Origin of the sequence: Rhodococcus sp. MS13, from assembly GCF_013277835.1 — a bacterium.
GTDB lineage: Bacteria > Actinomycetota > Actinomycetes > Mycobacteriales > Mycobacteriaceae > Rhodococcus_F > Rhodococcus_F erythropolis.
Window position 1 is genome coordinate 641,370 of sequence record NZ_VBTL01000004.1, and the last position, 14,295, is coordinate 655,664.

Here is a 14,295-nt window from a genome sequence, read left to right on the forward strand (position 1 = left end):
CAGTAGCGCGGCCGCGCGAGGTTTATGCCTGTTCCCGCTCGGCGGCGAGGGCGACCGCCTGTTCAAAGGTATGGACGAGCACTGCACGTCGAGCGACCTTGTGATCCTCGTCCGGTTCGAGTTCGTCAATGTAGCCATCCCACACGCGCAGATATCGATCGCGCCAGTCGATCAGCACTTGCGTCGATGGAAAGGTCACACCGACTCGTTTCGTCTGGGCAATATCGGTGAGGATCTCGAGCCACGCCGGCACCATCTCCCCGCCCCATTCATCCGGCTCCAGACTCGAATCGTCTTCGAACTCGGCAGTGATGTCGTCCACGATTCGACCGGTCAGGGCCCCCAACCCATCCGCGACGGTGTCACTGTCAAAGTTTCCCGGACCCCAGACTCCCACAAGCCCTCCCATATCGATTGCGGATAAATTCAGGTCGACAGTCGCGTTCCCGTCGCAGCAGGCCGTGAGCGTGCTCGCAGTTTCAGGTCGGCAATTGCAAATTGGAGAATCTGCCGCCCGCTCAGTCAGAGCTTGCGGTCATTGGCGCCCGCCCAAATCGGACTGTCGACTATCTTCCGAAACTTCGGCGACCCACCGATTGCTGAAATTTTGAGCATCAACCAGTTCCAGATTCTCACAGTCACCTCCGCGTCGTATTTCACCGTCAACACTAACCGACCGGCGGGACTCTTTTGGCTACCGGTACACCACTATGCGTCGACCAGTTAGATCAGGTGTGAACTCGAACTGGCGCAACAGATCGCCGGGAACTGAAGGAGCGCTTGGGTCTTTCCCAGAACCGTCTGGCCCTTTGTGCGTGACGGCGATTGGTTCTGGGTGCATCGATCCGGTCGGAAGCACTGCGATGTTGTCGGCACACGGAATTGTGCTCGGTGGAGATCGAGGATCCGTATCCACGGGTGTCGCAGGCAATTCCTGAAGGTTCGTAGGGGAAATAGCTGCGCATCGCCACCCCCAACAGCGATTCCGTCGATTGTGTAACAACCACACGAAGAACAGCCATCGATGTCCGAAAGGAAGACTGATCCGGCGAGACCGCGAGGTAGTGTCACATCTGCCCAGCAAAACTCGCCACGATCTCGAGAAGACGGTCGGCCTTGCCAACTGCCACCTCTGACGTTACGACGTTGCTGGGCAGGTGTTTACGAAGAAGGATTTCGCACGCGGGGTACCGATCGCTGATGGGACTGATCACCCCTTCTCTGAAAGATGTTGGTAACGAATCGAACCCCGAGCATAGAGGTGCAACGATTGGGCGAGTTGATTCAACGCCCCCGGTGTGCGATCTATCTATTTGCGCCAATCATCCTCGGTAACGGTTTAATTCGCCGAACGGGGCCGGGTACTGCAATAGCTGGTCGAGTATTCGATCACGCGTCTTACGCTAAGGAAGGACCGAGAACATGACTGAAGTAATTTCGTGGATTGTCCAGAATCCGATTGGTGCCGTCGTCGCGTTTGTTGCCGACATCGTAATATTGACGATGTCGTCTGTCGCGGGATACTCGTAACCGAATCCGCCCGTCCTTCACGGTATTCCTAAGTCGAGGAACTACATTCGAAACGCAGAGGGCAACCAACCGCAGCGTACCATCGGCGCTCGTCACTGACCTTTCGTGGCCTCATATGCCCAACTGCGCCGGGTCCGTACTGACGTCCCTCGTGTCGAGTGTCATACCACCAGTTTCAATCAATCACGCCATCACTACTCAGGAGGAATCACAATGGGTTCGATCAACGCATTCAACGAATGGGTCAACCAAGCTACGTATGCGGGCGACCCGTTTGCCACCGCCATAGCGATCGTCCAGTTCTTCGCGGTGAGTCTCGTCAACCTGTTCACCGGCGGCCCCATTCTTTAAAGGAGCCCACTCGGTTCCACTTCTGCTCGGCGTCCATCGCAGCCTGTTCTTCGGCTGTACAGCTCCGCGCGAAGGGGGCCGGGACATCGCTGACGAGCATGATGCGTAGTTCGGCCTCGCGGATGGTCAGTGAACGCAGTTTTGGACGGTCGATCAGGACGAGTCGCCATCGGAGCGAATGAACACCGAAGTGCCCAAGCATGTTCGACGCTTGGGCACTGTCGGGCTTGTTACCCGTCAGTCGGGGTGGGCTCGGGGTTTTCCTGGATGTATCGCAGATTGCGAACCCGTACGCTATCGCAATGGACTTGATGGTCTGGATCGTCACGACGCCATTTCTTGCGGCAGCACTGGCGGGTGTGATGCGACGAACGCTGGGGACGAGAGTCGGATGGCCACGAACACTTCTGGTCGCGGTGATAGCGCTCTCGGTGGGTGTCCCCCTGTCTGGCTACGCCGCGACATTCGCAGGAATTGCCAGCCAGGACGATCAACTTCTGGTGAGCGTGGGAACAGCACTCATATTCTTCGGAGTTGTCGCGCTATGGGTGTTCGCAGCATGCCTGGCCGCATTGGTTTTCCTCGAAGTCGTGGTTCCTACAGGATCCCTACCAGGTCCGTCGGAAGCATTGCGGCGCAGCCGAAAATCGTGGCGCCGAACGAAGCGGTACGTCCAGATCATGGGCATCGTCGTGCGAGCGGGAGGCGGGCCCGCTCTCCGTGCTGGGCCGTCAGCGCCTCAGTTCGGGGACGCACTGGTGGAAGTAATCAACCGGTGCGGTGTCACTTTCGTCAAGTTGGGACAGATCCTCGGCACGCGAGACGACCTCATACCACCCGAGTTGGCTCGCGCCCTTTCTTCTCTGCAAAGTTCGGCACGCCCGGCTGATCCCGACCGTATCGCGGAGCTACTGGCATCGGAACTCGGCGACGCACCAGAGTCGGTGTTCGCGTCGTTCGATGTGGAGCCGTTCGCCGCCGCCTCTGTCGCACAGGTACATTCCGCGCGCACCGTTGAAGGCGTCGACGTTGTGGTGAAGGTTCAACGTCCCGAGGCGAGCGCACAAGTGAGCGTGGATTGCGATATCTTCCTTCGCGTTTCGGCGCTCGCGGAGACCCGTTTTCCCTGGGCACGCGATATCGGAGTTCATCGACTCGCCGGGGGCCTCGTCACGTCACTACTCGAGGAACTCGACTACCGCACCGAATCAGCGAATACCGGCGCGATTTCTTCCACCATGTCGAACCGCCCGGATATCGTCGTTCCGCACATCTACCCCAACCTCAGTAGTGGACGGGTGCTCGTGATGGAACGGCTTCACGGCACACCGCTCTCCGACGGTGAGGCCGCGCTCACCGGCCTCGACCGCGACACCCGCAGCAGCGTCGCCAACGAACTTCTTGCGTCGTTGCTCGACGGGATCTTTGTCCACGGGGTGTTTCACGCGGACCTGCACCCCGGCAACATCATGATCCTCGATGACGGCCGGGTCGGGCTCCTCGACTTCGGCGCAGTAGGGGTTCTGGACGGCGAGACACGGATCTTGTTCGCAGTGCTCCTCAACGCTGCCCTCGCAGGTGATCCGGTGGCGACAGTCGACGCCATGCTGATGGCATTCGACGTACCGCCCGAAGTGGATCGCGGAGCACTACGTCACCAGGTGGGCCGAGAGATCACCCTGCTCAGTGTCCAACCCAATGTTTCCATGGCATCGTTCGCGAGAATGTTCACCGTGCTTCGAGAACACCGAATCGGAGTGCCGGGAGACGTCGCCGCCGCTTTCCGTTCGCTCGCGTCTTTGGAGCGCGCCCTCCGGCTCCTGGATCCGCAGATCGACCTCGTCGCTGCTGTTCGGGCCGAAGTACCCCGACTGTTGACCCAGGTCGCCAGCCCGACTGCAGCCGCGCAGGCAATCCTGTCGACGACGGCGGTCACAACCGCGGTGGTCAGGCGCCTTCCTGGTCAGCTCGACCAGATCGCGACCTCGATCGCATCGGGAAGCTTCACACTTCGCACTCGCTCGGTCGCACACCCCGACGACAGGCGATGGCTACGACGGTCGGCGAACAACGCCCTGGGTATGGCGGCGGGAGTGACCGCGCTGATTGTCGCGGCGATCCTGCTGTTCGTACCTGGCGGACCACAACTCACACCTCAGCTGTCGGGCTATGCACTCGTGAGTGCGGTACTGGGCTTCGTCGGCGTCGTTCTGTGCATGCGGACCGTGTTCCGTTTGTTCACACTCGACAACAGGTAACCGAGAACCGATTTTCATCGCTTGATCTCGATGTCGTCGAAGTCGAGCGCCAGGAGCGTCGGCCGCGAGAGAACGCGGCCGCCTTGGCCCCTCGGGAGCACCCGTCGCCGAGTGGGAAAGGTGAGACCGTCGAACTCGCGATGCTGGTCGCAGTAGAGAGCAGCTTTCGCCCAGCTGCCTACCGGTTCGGCGACGAAGTCGTGACGGCGGATGAGGCCACCGTTGTCGACATAGAAGGTCTGCTGCCGGCAATGGGTATCGATCGCCGGCGCGAATGTTGCCTGAAGTCGTCGCCATTGCTGCCCGGATTCCTGCCAAGGTTCGGCTTCGGTGACAGTGATGTCGTCGCGGGCGAGCAGCAGCGGTGCCGTCAGATAGTTCCAAAAGGCGTAGCCGGCGAAGTAAGCGGTGTCGAGTGCGTCCCAGTGGAGGTTGCGCCGGACTCCACTCAACCCGAAAAACGCTGAACGTGGGTTGGTTCGACTCCCGAGTTCTTCGCCGTCACGAGTTTCGATCCGCACGACCCCCTTGTCGAACACAGCGCACTCGCCGACACGCGGAAAGTCTTGGAGGACAGTGCGTTGCTCGGCGACTTCAACCTCGACCGTGAACTTCGCCAACTTGTTGCCTGGGAAGCGCTGAGGCAGCAGACCGCCCAAACGTCCCCGTGCCGTGATCGCTGAAATGGACTGCCAATGTTCGACTCCGCCATGTGCGGTGAGGACTTCATCGAGTAGTTCGTTCATATGTCGACGCTCTCCGTCCCCTGACGGAACTGTGGAAATCAGCGATCAGACGGACGCGTAGTTGTAGTTGCGTTCCTCCCGCGGTACCACTGCCACCCCGCGGTGATGATGACAGCGCCGGCAAGGGACCCGAGGATGCCGCTCGGGCGCAACGATAATCCGTCGCCTGCAATCAAACTCACGAGCAATCCGCCGACCAGCGAACCACCGATTCCCGCGATGAACGCGAAGGTCCAGTCCACTCGTGCGGTCGTTTTCCCCAGAATCAGCTGGGCTCCCGCTCCGATGACGATCCCGAACAGGAGTATTCCGATGATGAGCATGAGACAAGGCCCTTTCGTGGAGTGACGACGCAAGGCGCGAACGACTTACTCTGCACCATCTTTCCGGTATGTCTCTTATGTCGTGGTGAAATCCGTGTGAAAGATCGTCGTCGCCCACTCCACGCCGCTAGGACGACGCCAGAGTCGTCGCCCAGCGGTAGTCCGCCTTACCGGCCGGGGTTCGCTTGACTTCATCGACAAGCACGATCGTGCGCGGCACCTTGTAGCCGGCCAACGTCTTGCGGCAATGTTCCTGTACCGCTTCGAGAGTCAGCTCGTCGGATCCGGGGTAGGTCGCGATCACCGCTGCGACCTGCTGCCCCATGCGCGCATCGGGTGCGGGAACAACGAGCGCGTCGGAGATCGCCGGATGTGCGTGAAGGGCAGACTCGACCTCTTCGGCGAAGACCTTCTCGCCACCGGTGTTGATGCACTGCGAGCCACGGCCGAGGAAGACAATGGTGCCGTCTGCTTCCACCTTGCCCATGTCGCCGAGCACCGAAAGGCGGGTGCCGTCGGCGCGGGTCGGGAACGTGCGGGCGGTCTTCTCTTCGTCCTTGTAGTACCCGAGCGGGACGTTTCCGATACGAGCGATGTAGCCCACGTCGTCAGAGCCCGCTGGAATCTCTTCGAGGCGCTCGTCGACCAGAATCATGTTCGGCGAGGGCGGCATTCGCAGATTGCCCGCCTCGTCGATGGAGAAGGCGCCGTCGTTACCGGACTCGGAGGCTCCGAAGTTGTCCCGCAGCAGCAGGTCCGGCTTCACCGCCAGCATGCGATCCCGAACACTCGTGGACCAGATCGCGCCACCCGAGGTGATCGAGAACAGGGTGCTGAAATCGACCTCGTCTTTGCGTCGTTCCATCTCGTCGACCAACGGCAGTCCCATGCCGTCGCCGACGATCAAGATCACCTGTACCGAATCCTTCTCGATCGCTTCGACGACCTTCTCCGCGTCGAACTCGCGTCGTAGAACAACTCGCGCACCGAGGGTGAGGAAGGTGAACAGCGAGTACAACGCGGCGCCATGCATCAGCGGGGCAGCAATGAGGAACGAGAGTTCCGGAAATTCCTTTGCAGCACTGGCAATCTCGGCGAGGTCCTGCCGCGCTCCCTCACCGTACGGATTGCCGCCGGAGAGCGGCTTACGGAAGAAGTCGTCATGACGCCACATGACGCCCTTCGGGTATCCGGTGGTCCCGCCGGTGTAGAGGAGGTACACGTCGTCGCCAGAACGAGCGTCGAACTCCCCCACCGGCGACTGTTCACGAGCGTCGTCGAACGAAACCACAGAAACTTCATGCGCTTTTGCTGCGGCGACCAGTTCGGCGTCGATCTCGCCGATCACGATCACCGTCTTCACCTTCGGGCATGCACCGAAGAGGGAAGCAAGGACACGCTGATGCTCGGGGAGTTCCACGACCACTGCGACCGAGTCGGAGTTGGTGAAGATGTACTCGAGCTCGGCGGGTGTGTACCGGTAGTTCACGTTGATCGGGACCGCACGGATCTTGATCAACCCGAGGATCGACGTGACATGTTCGACGCTGTTCTTCAGGAACAGGGCTACATGATCGCCGCTCGAGATGCCAGCTTGCGCGAACAGGTTGGCCGTTCGGTTAGCCTCCGCATCCAACTGAGAGTAGGAGAAGTTCTCTCCCTCGTAAGTCAATGCAACGCGATCAGGGACTGAGCCGGCAACGGTCTCGAATATGTCAGCAAGATTGAACTGCATTGTCTTTCCTTTCAGAGTCCGCGCCGCGACATCGAGGCAGATAACCCTGAATCTAGAACACGTTCCATGTCGCCGGAGGTAAAACGGAACGATTAGCTGATCATTACCTGGACCTGACCTTTATCGGTGCGGCGACGGCCGAGGCTGCCCCGCCCGACATCCACTCGGCGAGCAAGGTCTGCCACGACCCACAATGGCAGCGCAGGTAGGTGACCGTCCCCTCGCTGGTTCGGTGCCGGGATTCGACCTCCCAGCGATGGATGCAACCGATCGGCGTGATCTCTGTTTTCTTCATGCAACGAGCATGATGTAATGGCATTGTGCATCTCAACCCTTACGGCGAATATGCGGTGACGCTGGCCGCCGACCTCGCCAATCGAAACCCCGAGACCTTGGCCGAACTCGTCGAACGCTGCGTCGATGCAGGCATCATTCTCGATTTCCCCATCGCCGAGAAGGACCTCGACGAGACCCTCGACCTTCTGATCGAGTGGTCGAAAATCGTCGACGTCACGGAGGAGGCAGCCCGCGCCGAACTTGTGAACGTCATGCTCGAGCAAGCGTCGGCGTATCCGCGCATGACCAACCACGCGAACGACGGCTGGCATCTGCACTACCGCGATCCCCAACAGTCGCTCGCCGAGGTCCTCAAGGCACTCTTCTCGGTAGGCACGGCGCTACACCTCGTCGGCCGCGGTATGCACCGATTAGGTCGATGCACCCTGGACGAGTGCACCAACATCTACGCGGACACCTCCCGCAACGGCAATCAGCGGTACTGCTCCCCCACGTGCGCGAACCGCGACGCGGTGCGGCGACATCGTGCACGCAAGTGAGTTGCACCTACTACGACGTGGGACCCACTACCTCGAAATCCGAGCCACCTTGGTACTCGAACTGAAAGCTACCGCCGCTGCTTCCCGAGCTGATCCGATTCCATGCGTCGATCAAGTCCTGAACCGTGTTGTATCCCAGATCCTCCAAAGATCCTGAGAGACTTCCGGTTCCCGCGCCCTCGAACCAGCCGCCGACCACAACTGCCTGCGGAATCGCGATAGTGGGGTTGGTCGGATCGAGTAGTCGAACGCACGCTCCCGCAACGGCGTAAACCCCGGCCGGCAGATTACCGACGGTCCGCGTGATCGTCTGCCCAGGCGAAACGGCAAACAGATCGAGGATGTTACTGACGGTCGGGTACACCAACACGCCAGGCTGGAGCAGCTTTGCCGGATCACGAATCACGTCGGGGACATCCCTGGCATTGAGGATCGCCACCGTGCAGTTGATGAAGCTGAACCGCGGGTTCGGGTTGGTGATGGTGAAGGTGATCGCATTGTCCGCTGCGCTCACCGATACCGGAGGCGGAAGAATCGCCGGTGCTGCCGACGCCGTCGCCGGGGTCATGACAACCAGTCCCACGACGGCGGCCGACGCCGCGACAACGCTTCCGAGAGCGCGTTTGAATCCACGACTTCGCATTTCCGAACCTCCAGGCAAGTCGGTCAGATCACCAGATGCATGAAGAATAGACCGCTCAGTCGGAAAATTGGGGAGACAGGCAGCGAGCTACCCGAAAAGTCCTTCGAGGCTGCCGCTACCGAACAGGTCGCTCAGGCTTCCGGTATTGATGCCGCTGAACGGTCCACCGATGACAACGAGGCTCGGCACGCCAGTAACGGGCTTACCCAACGTCTCGAGATCGAGAAGATCGGAGCAGGCACCGAGCACGGCGTAGGTTCCGTCCGGAACATCGGTCACGGTATCGGTGACCGTCTGCCCCTTGCCCACGTCGAACAGCGAGGCCGGATCGGTGATCTTGGGGTACACCACAAGGTTCGGATCAAGCAGTTTCAGCGGATCATCAAGCACAGCAGCAGAATCCGCGGCATTGACGACAAACGCCTGGCACAACGGGGCAATTCCCGTGTTGTTGTTCGTGATCGTCAGCGCCAGATCGTTTCCGGTCACCTTGTACGAGACGACCGGCGGGACCACCTCGGCCGACGCAGTCGCAGGATTGACCATCGCGACGCCTGCTGCAGTTGCAGCGGCGACTGCCACGGTTCCCACTACGCGACGTACTCCACTCGTGCCCAGCTTCATCGAGGATCCTTTCGTACTGCGCCTTGAGTTCGGCAACAGTGCGCAGCCTAGATCGGATCTAGCGCCCGAAATGGCCCAATTACCCCGCCGGGAGGGCATGCCCGAAAGATCGGGACAAACGTCCCCTTCTCGAAGAGCTAGCTTTTCGACTCAGTTCCCACTGGAGACGAAGGGCGTTCGCACCGGTCCGCCGACCGAACCGTGCGGTGCTACCAATCCACGCTTTTCGAGGATCGGACGCACACCCTCACCGAACTGATACGCCTCTTCGAGATGCGGATAGCCCGACAATACGAAGTGATCCAGTCCGATCGCCGCGTACTCGGCAATCCGATCAGCCACTTCTTGGTGCGAACCGACCAATGCGGTACCTGCTCCCCCTCGCACCAATCCGACGCCGGTCCACAGGTTCGGCGCAATCTCCAGCGACCGCGCTCCGATGCCCTCCTTGTAAGCCGAACCACCGCCGTGCAATTCGAGCATCCGACGCTGACCTTCGGAGCCGGATCGCGCAAGACTCGCCTGAGCCTGCTCGACGGTCGCCGGATCGAGCGCACTGAGCAGCCGATCCGCTTCTGCCCATGCCTGTTCCGAGGTGTCCCGGCTGATGACGTGCAAACGGATTCCGTAGTCGAGGTGACGACCTTGGACTTCCGCGAGGTCGCGGATCCAGGCGATCTTGGCGGCGACAGCGGACGGCGTCTCACCCCAGGTGAGGTAGGTATCCGCGTAGCGCGATGCGACGGTGCCGGCCGCCGGCGAGGATCCGCCGAAGAAGATGGGCGGTACCGGATCCGGAATACGCTGCAGCGTAGCTTTTTCCACGTTGACGTACTCGCCGGAGAAATCAACCGGACCGTTACCGGACCACAACTGGCGGATCACGTCGAGGAACTCGCCGCATCGTGCGTACCGTTGGTTCTTGTCGAGGAAGTCACCGAACGTGCGCTGCTCGTGGTCCTCCCCGCCGGTCACGACGTTGAGCAGCAGACGACCGCCCGACTGCCATTGGAAGGTTGCGGCCATCTGAGCGGCAAGCGTGGGGCTGAGCAATCCCGGGCGCAGAGCAACCAGAAACTTGAGTGTCTCGGTGGTCTCGAGCATCATCGCCGTCGTCAGCCATGCGTCTTCGCACCACGCGCCGGTGGGCGTGAGGACGGCTTCGAAGCCGTTCGTCTCGGCGGCCGCGCCGATCTGATTGAGGTATTTCAGCGTCGCCGGACGATCACCGGACATCGAGCTGCCGTGCCCACCCGCCATCAGATTCCGGGAATCACCGTAAGTAGGCAAGAACCAGTGGAAGCGCAGTGACACGGTGATTCCTTTCGTCGACGTACAGGCAGAACTCTTCTGTCATTACAACCACAGTCCACCTCGAAGAACAGGGTTGAAATCACCCTGATCGCTAGGGGTGCCCACTTTCGGCGCCGGCGATACCTTCGTGAATTTGCACCGCGACCCGGGGTGCCGAAGTCGAGCACAATTCACCGTTCTCGAACGAGACCGACGACGAGCGGCGATCCAGATTGAGAACCGTCGTCGCCGCGAGCCTGCTCGGCACGACGGTCGAGTGGTACGACTTCTTCCTCTACGCAACGGCAGCGAGTCTGGTCTTCAACCAACTGTTCTTCCCGAACCAGAGTTCGTTCGTCGGGACCATGCTCTCTTTTGCGACCTTCGCAGTCGGCTTTCTCGTTCGCCCCATCGGTGGAGTGGTGTTCGGTCACATCGGCGATCGCATCGGGCGCAAGAAGACGCTCGCTCTCACGATGTTCATCATGGGTATCGCGACGGCGCTGATGGGCGTTCTTCCGACCGCCGCTCAGATCGGAGTCGTTGCACCGATTCTGCTTCTGCTGCTTCGTATCCTGCAGGGATTCGCTCTCGGTGGCGAGTGGGCCGGAGCTGTTCTCTTGGCAGTCGAACACAGTCCGGAGAAGAAGCGTGGACTGTTCGGCAGCATCCCGCAGATCGGATTGGCTCTCGGGTTGGCATTGGGCACAGGAATGTTCGCGCTGCTTCAAACAGTCTTCGACGACGACCAGTTTCTCCGTTTCGGCTGGCGCATCGCCTTCGTCCTGAGCCTGGTGCTCGTGATCGTGGGGTTGGTGGTCCGCTTGAAGGTGGACGAGACGCCCGCCTTTCAGGCCGTTCGCGACCTCGAACAGCGCTCGTCCGCCCCGCTCAGGGAAGTCTTTCAAGGAAAAGCCGCGCGAAACACCGTACTGGGCATGTTGTCTCGCTGGGGCGAGGGCGCCGCGTTCAACACCTGGGGCGTCTTCGCAATCACGTATGCAACCAAGACTCTGCATTTCGAAAAGGTTCCCGTACTTCTTGTGGTCACCGTGGCCGCATTAGTGATGGCGATCTTGCTGCCGTTTTCCGGATTACTCACTGATCGGTTCGGCCCGCAACGGGTCTACATCGTGGGCATCGCCGCGTACGGCCTCGCGATCTTCCCCGCCTTCGCACTGTTCGGTACCGAGAATCTCCTGCTCTTCGGAGTCGCGATGGTCGTGGTCTTCGGAGTGATTCATGCCTTGTTCTACGGCGCCCAGGGAACCCTGTATGCGAGCCTCTACCCCACAGAAATCCGGTACACCGGGTTGTCGGTCGTCTACCAGTTCTCTGGTATCTACGCCTCCGGCGTCACACCTCTGATTCTGACGGCACTGATCGGCGCCAGTGGCGGTTCACCGTGGCTGGCATGTGGATATCTCGTGGCCACCTCGGCGATCAGCGTCGTCGCCACTGCGGCGATCAGGAAGCGTGATCTGCACTTGTAGCTGTCGTCATACAAATATCTTCCTATCTTGCATATTTGCTAGATATAGATAGAAATACCTGCCAAGAAGATCTAATCGAGATACGTCTTCGCATCGGATACATCGGTGTATCGTTTGGGTTCCACCCCGACGGAGGCGCCGATGACGACTGGAACGGACAACTCGCCGGCCAAGCGTGTCACCAAACGCCGTGGTCAAACCAGGCAGCGCCTGCTCGACGCGGCTGCGGACGCCTTCTCTGAATCGGGGTTCGGGCACGCCACGGTCGAGCAGATCTGCGAACGCGGCGGTTACTCCCGAGGCGCGTTCTACTCCAACTTCGATTCACTCGACGAACTGTTCTTCGCGATGTGGGAGCAACGATCTGCAGCAATGCTCGCTGATCTGCGGTTGGCGACGGAGTCGATAACCGCCGGTAACACCGTCGACATCCATGCCGCTGTCGCCCGGATCGTGGCGGTGGTTCCGGTCGACCCGCAGTGGTACCGGATCAACGCGGAATTCACAGCCCACGCGCTCCGCAACCCGGCACTTCGCAAAGCCCTTGCCGACCGTGAAGACGCGATCCTTCGCACCCTGTTGCCTATTGTGGAGTCCGCACTCAGCGACGTCGGGCGAACAATCGTCGGCGACCCGACTGCGTTGGGACGGGCATTGGTCGCAGTGCACGACGGCACCAGCGTGCAGTGTCTCGTCGACACCGACACCAACGCCGCCTTCGCACTGCGCCGCGATATCTTCACTCGAATCCTGCTGTCCTACAGCGAAATAATCCAGAACAACCAATCGGAAGAGGAGCTGTCGTGAGCGAACAAGCTGACGTCATCGTTGTCGGGGCAGGGCTGGCGGGACTGGTCGCCACCTACGAACTGACACGCGCCGGCCGCAAAGTCCTTGTCGTGGAACAGGAGAACGCAGCCAACCTCGGCGCGCAGGCATTCTGGTCGCTCGGCGGACTCTTCCTCGTGAACAGCCCCGAGCAACGCCGACTCGGCATCAAGGACTCTCTCGAGTTGGCAATGCAGGACTGGATGGGCACTGCCGGATTCGACCGTGAGCGCGAAGATCACTGGCCTCGCCAGTGGGCCAAGGCGTACGTCGAGTTCGCGGCCGGCGACAAGCGTCAGTACCTGCACGACCTGGGGCTTCGCCTGATGCCGAATGTCGGTTGGGCCGAACGCGGCCGCGGAATGGCTCTTGGACACGGCAATTCGGTACCGCGATTCCACCTCACCTGGGGAACCGGCCCCGGCGTGGTCGATGTCTTCCTGACCAAGGTGATCGCCGCCCAGAAGCGCGGACTGGTCACGTTCAAGCACCGCCACCAAGTCGATCAACTCGTCGTCACCGATGGTGCGGTCACTGGTGTACGCGGAACCGTCCTCGAACCTTCCAGTGATCTACGCGGCGTGAAGAGCTCGCGCACCCCCATCGGCGAATTCGAGTTCGCTGCGCAGGCCGTCGTGGTCACCTCCGGTGGAATCGGCGGCAACTACGAACTGGTGAAGAAGAACTGGCCCGAGCGACTCGGCAAGGCACCGAAGCACATGCTGACGGGAGTACCTGCACACGTCGACGGACGCATGCTCGAAATCACCGAATCCGCGGGCGGGAACATCGTGAACCGCGACCGCATGTGGCACTACACCGAAGGCATCCAGAACTGGAATCCCATCTGGCCCAACCACGGAATCCGAATCATCCCCGGACCGTCCTCGATGTGGTTCGACGCCACCGGCAAGCGTCTGCCGGTCCCCAACTTCCCCGGCTTCGACACGATGGGAACCTTCAAGTACATCCTCGACAGCGGCCACGAGTACACGTGGTTCATCCTCGATCAGAAGATCATCGAGAAGGAGTTCGCACTCTCGGGATCGGAACAGAACCCGGACTTCACCAACCGCGACTTCAAGCTCCTCCTCGAACGAATCAAGAAGGGCGCGCCGGGACCGGTCGAGGCGTTCAAGCAGAAGGGCGCAGACTTCGTGGTGCGCAACAACCTTCGTGATCTGGTCGACGGCATGAACGCCCTCACCGACGAACCGCTCCTCGACTACGAGGACATCGAGCGCGAGATGATCGCCCGCGACCGCGAAGTCGACAACAAGTACAGCAAGGACTTCCAGGTCACCGCCATCCACGGTGCCCGTAATCTGTTGGCAGACAAGATCGTGCGCGTCGTTGCACCGCACAAGATCCTGGACCCCAAGAACGGCCCACTGATCGCGGTCCGGTTGCACCTGCTCACCCGCAAGACCCTCGGCGGCTTGGAAACCAACCTGGATTCACAGGTCATCAAGGCCGACGGCAGTGTCTTCGACGGCCTGTACGCAGCCGGTGAGGTCGCGGGCTTCGGCGGCGGCGGAGTCCACGGTTACAGCGCGCTCGAAGGGACCTTCCTCGGTGGCTGCATCTTCTCGGGCCGCGCAGCCGGACGAGCACTGGCGCGCGACCTGTAGCCCC

The 14,295-nt window shown here is 60.8% G+C and carries 14 protein-coding genes; 6 read left to right on the forward strand and 8 right to left on the reverse strand.

Features of this window, described 5'->3' with window-relative positions:
• Window positions 1–22: 22 nt before the first annotated feature.
• A complete protein-coding gene (locus FEZ59_RS11480; RefSeq protein WP_223304584.1) occupies window positions 23–322 on the reverse strand; it encodes a DUF4259 domain-containing protein in 300 nt (99 codons plus the stop codon).
• A 1,421-nt stretch (window positions 323–1,743) separates the two neighbouring features.
• Between FEZ59_RS11480 and FEZ59_RS11485 the strand changes: the two genes are divergently transcribed.
• Together FEZ59_RS11485 and FEZ59_RS11490 are read left to right on the forward strand one after the other, a co-directional pair.
• The gene (locus tag FEZ59_RS11485; RefSeq protein ID WP_021345701.1) at window positions 1,744–1,881 is read left to right on the forward strand and encodes a hypothetical protein; all 138 of its coding nucleotides are present in this window, start codon (window positions 1,744–1,746) and stop codon (window positions 1,879–1,881) included.
• Window positions 1,882–2,183: 302 nt separating this feature from the next.
• On the forward strand, window positions 2,184–4,139 hold the full coding sequence (locus tag FEZ59_RS11490) for an AarF/UbiB family protein (RefSeq protein WP_242459772.1): 1,956 nt from the start codon (window positions 2,184–2,186) through the stop codon (window positions 4,137–4,139).
• A 14-nt stretch (window positions 4,140–4,153) separates the two neighbouring features.
• Here the strand turns inward: FEZ59_RS11490 and FEZ59_RS11495 are convergent, their stop codons facing one another.
• The 4 genes from FEZ59_RS11495 to FEZ59_RS11510 all read right to left on the reverse strand — a co-directional run bounded on the left by FEZ59_RS11495 (window position 4,154) and on the right by FEZ59_RS11510 (window position 7,238).
• Complete coding sequence (locus tag FEZ59_RS11495; protein ID WP_172932648.1) at window positions 4,154–4,885, reverse strand: hypothetical protein; 732 nt, start codon at window positions 4,883–4,885, stop codon at window positions 4,154–4,156.
• Window positions 4,886–4,923: 38 nt separating this feature from the next.
• Window positions 4,924–5,208, reverse strand: a complete 285-nt coding sequence (locus FEZ59_RS11500) for a hypothetical protein (RefSeq protein ID WP_003939785.1) — start codon at window positions 5,206–5,208, stop codon at window positions 4,924–4,926.
• A 127-nt stretch (window positions 5,209–5,335) separates the two neighbouring features.
• On the reverse strand, window positions 5,336–6,943 hold the full coding sequence (locus FEZ59_RS11505; RefSeq protein ID WP_172932649.1) for an AMP-binding protein: 1,608 nt from the start codon (window positions 6,941–6,943) through the stop codon (window positions 5,336–5,338).
• A gap of 103 nt (window positions 6,944–7,046) precedes the next feature.
• Entirely contained in the window at window positions 7,047–7,238 is a 192-nt protein-coding gene (locus FEZ59_RS11510) for a hypothetical protein (RefSeq protein WP_021331840.1), read from the reverse strand.
• A gap of 25 nt (window positions 7,239–7,263) precedes the next feature.
• On the opposite strand from FEZ59_RS11510, the gene FEZ59_RS11515 reads away from it, so the two are divergent.
• On the forward strand, window positions 7,264–7,779 hold the full coding sequence (locus FEZ59_RS11515; RefSeq protein WP_003940315.1) for a CGNR zinc finger domain-containing protein: 516 nt from the start codon (window positions 7,264–7,266) through the stop codon (window positions 7,777–7,779).
• A gap of 10 nt (window positions 7,780–7,789) precedes the next feature.
• Here FEZ59_RS11515 and FEZ59_RS11520 read toward each other — a convergent pair whose 3' ends face one another.
• From FEZ59_RS11520 to FEZ59_RS11530, 3 genes are all read right to left on the reverse strand, one after another.
• Window positions 7,790–8,422 carry a hypothetical protein gene (locus FEZ59_RS11520; protein WP_113682634.1) on the reverse strand — a complete coding sequence of 211 codons (633 nt, stop codon included), beginning with the start codon at window positions 8,420–8,422 and terminating at the stop codon, window positions 7,790–7,792.
• Window positions 8,423–8,509: 87 nt separating this feature from the next.
• Window positions 8,510–9,046, reverse strand: coding sequence for a hypothetical protein (locus tag FEZ59_RS11525; protein ID WP_037133520.1), 537 nt, complete (start codon window positions 9,044–9,046; stop codon window positions 8,510–8,512).
• 150 nt (window positions 9,047–9,196) lie between these two features.
• On the reverse strand, window positions 9,197–10,360 hold the full coding sequence (locus FEZ59_RS11530; protein WP_019745553.1) for an LLM class flavin-dependent oxidoreductase: 1,164 nt from the start codon (window positions 10,358–10,360) through the stop codon (window positions 9,197–9,199).
• A gap of 212 nt (window positions 10,361–10,572) precedes the next feature.
• On the opposite strand from FEZ59_RS11530, the gene FEZ59_RS11535 reads away from it, so the two are divergent.
• From FEZ59_RS11535 to FEZ59_RS11545, 3 genes are all read left to right on the forward strand, one after another.
• A complete protein-coding gene (locus FEZ59_RS11535; protein ID WP_021345709.1) occupies window positions 10,573–11,832 on the forward strand; it encodes an MFS transporter in 1,260 nt (419 codons plus the stop codon).
• Window positions 11,833–11,973: 141 nt separating this feature from the next.
• Window positions 11,974–12,639, forward strand: coding sequence for a TetR/AcrR family transcriptional regulator (locus tag FEZ59_RS11540; protein WP_029537099.1), 666 nt, complete (start codon window positions 11,974–11,976; stop codon window positions 12,637–12,639).
• A complete protein-coding gene (locus FEZ59_RS11545; RefSeq protein WP_019745556.1) occupies window positions 12,636–14,291 on the forward strand; it encodes an FAD-binding dehydrogenase in 1,656 nt (551 codons plus the stop codon). Before FEZ59_RS11540 ends, FEZ59_RS11545 begins: the two co-directional genes overlap by 4 nt.
• Window positions 14,292–14,295: the final 4 nt, after the last annotated feature.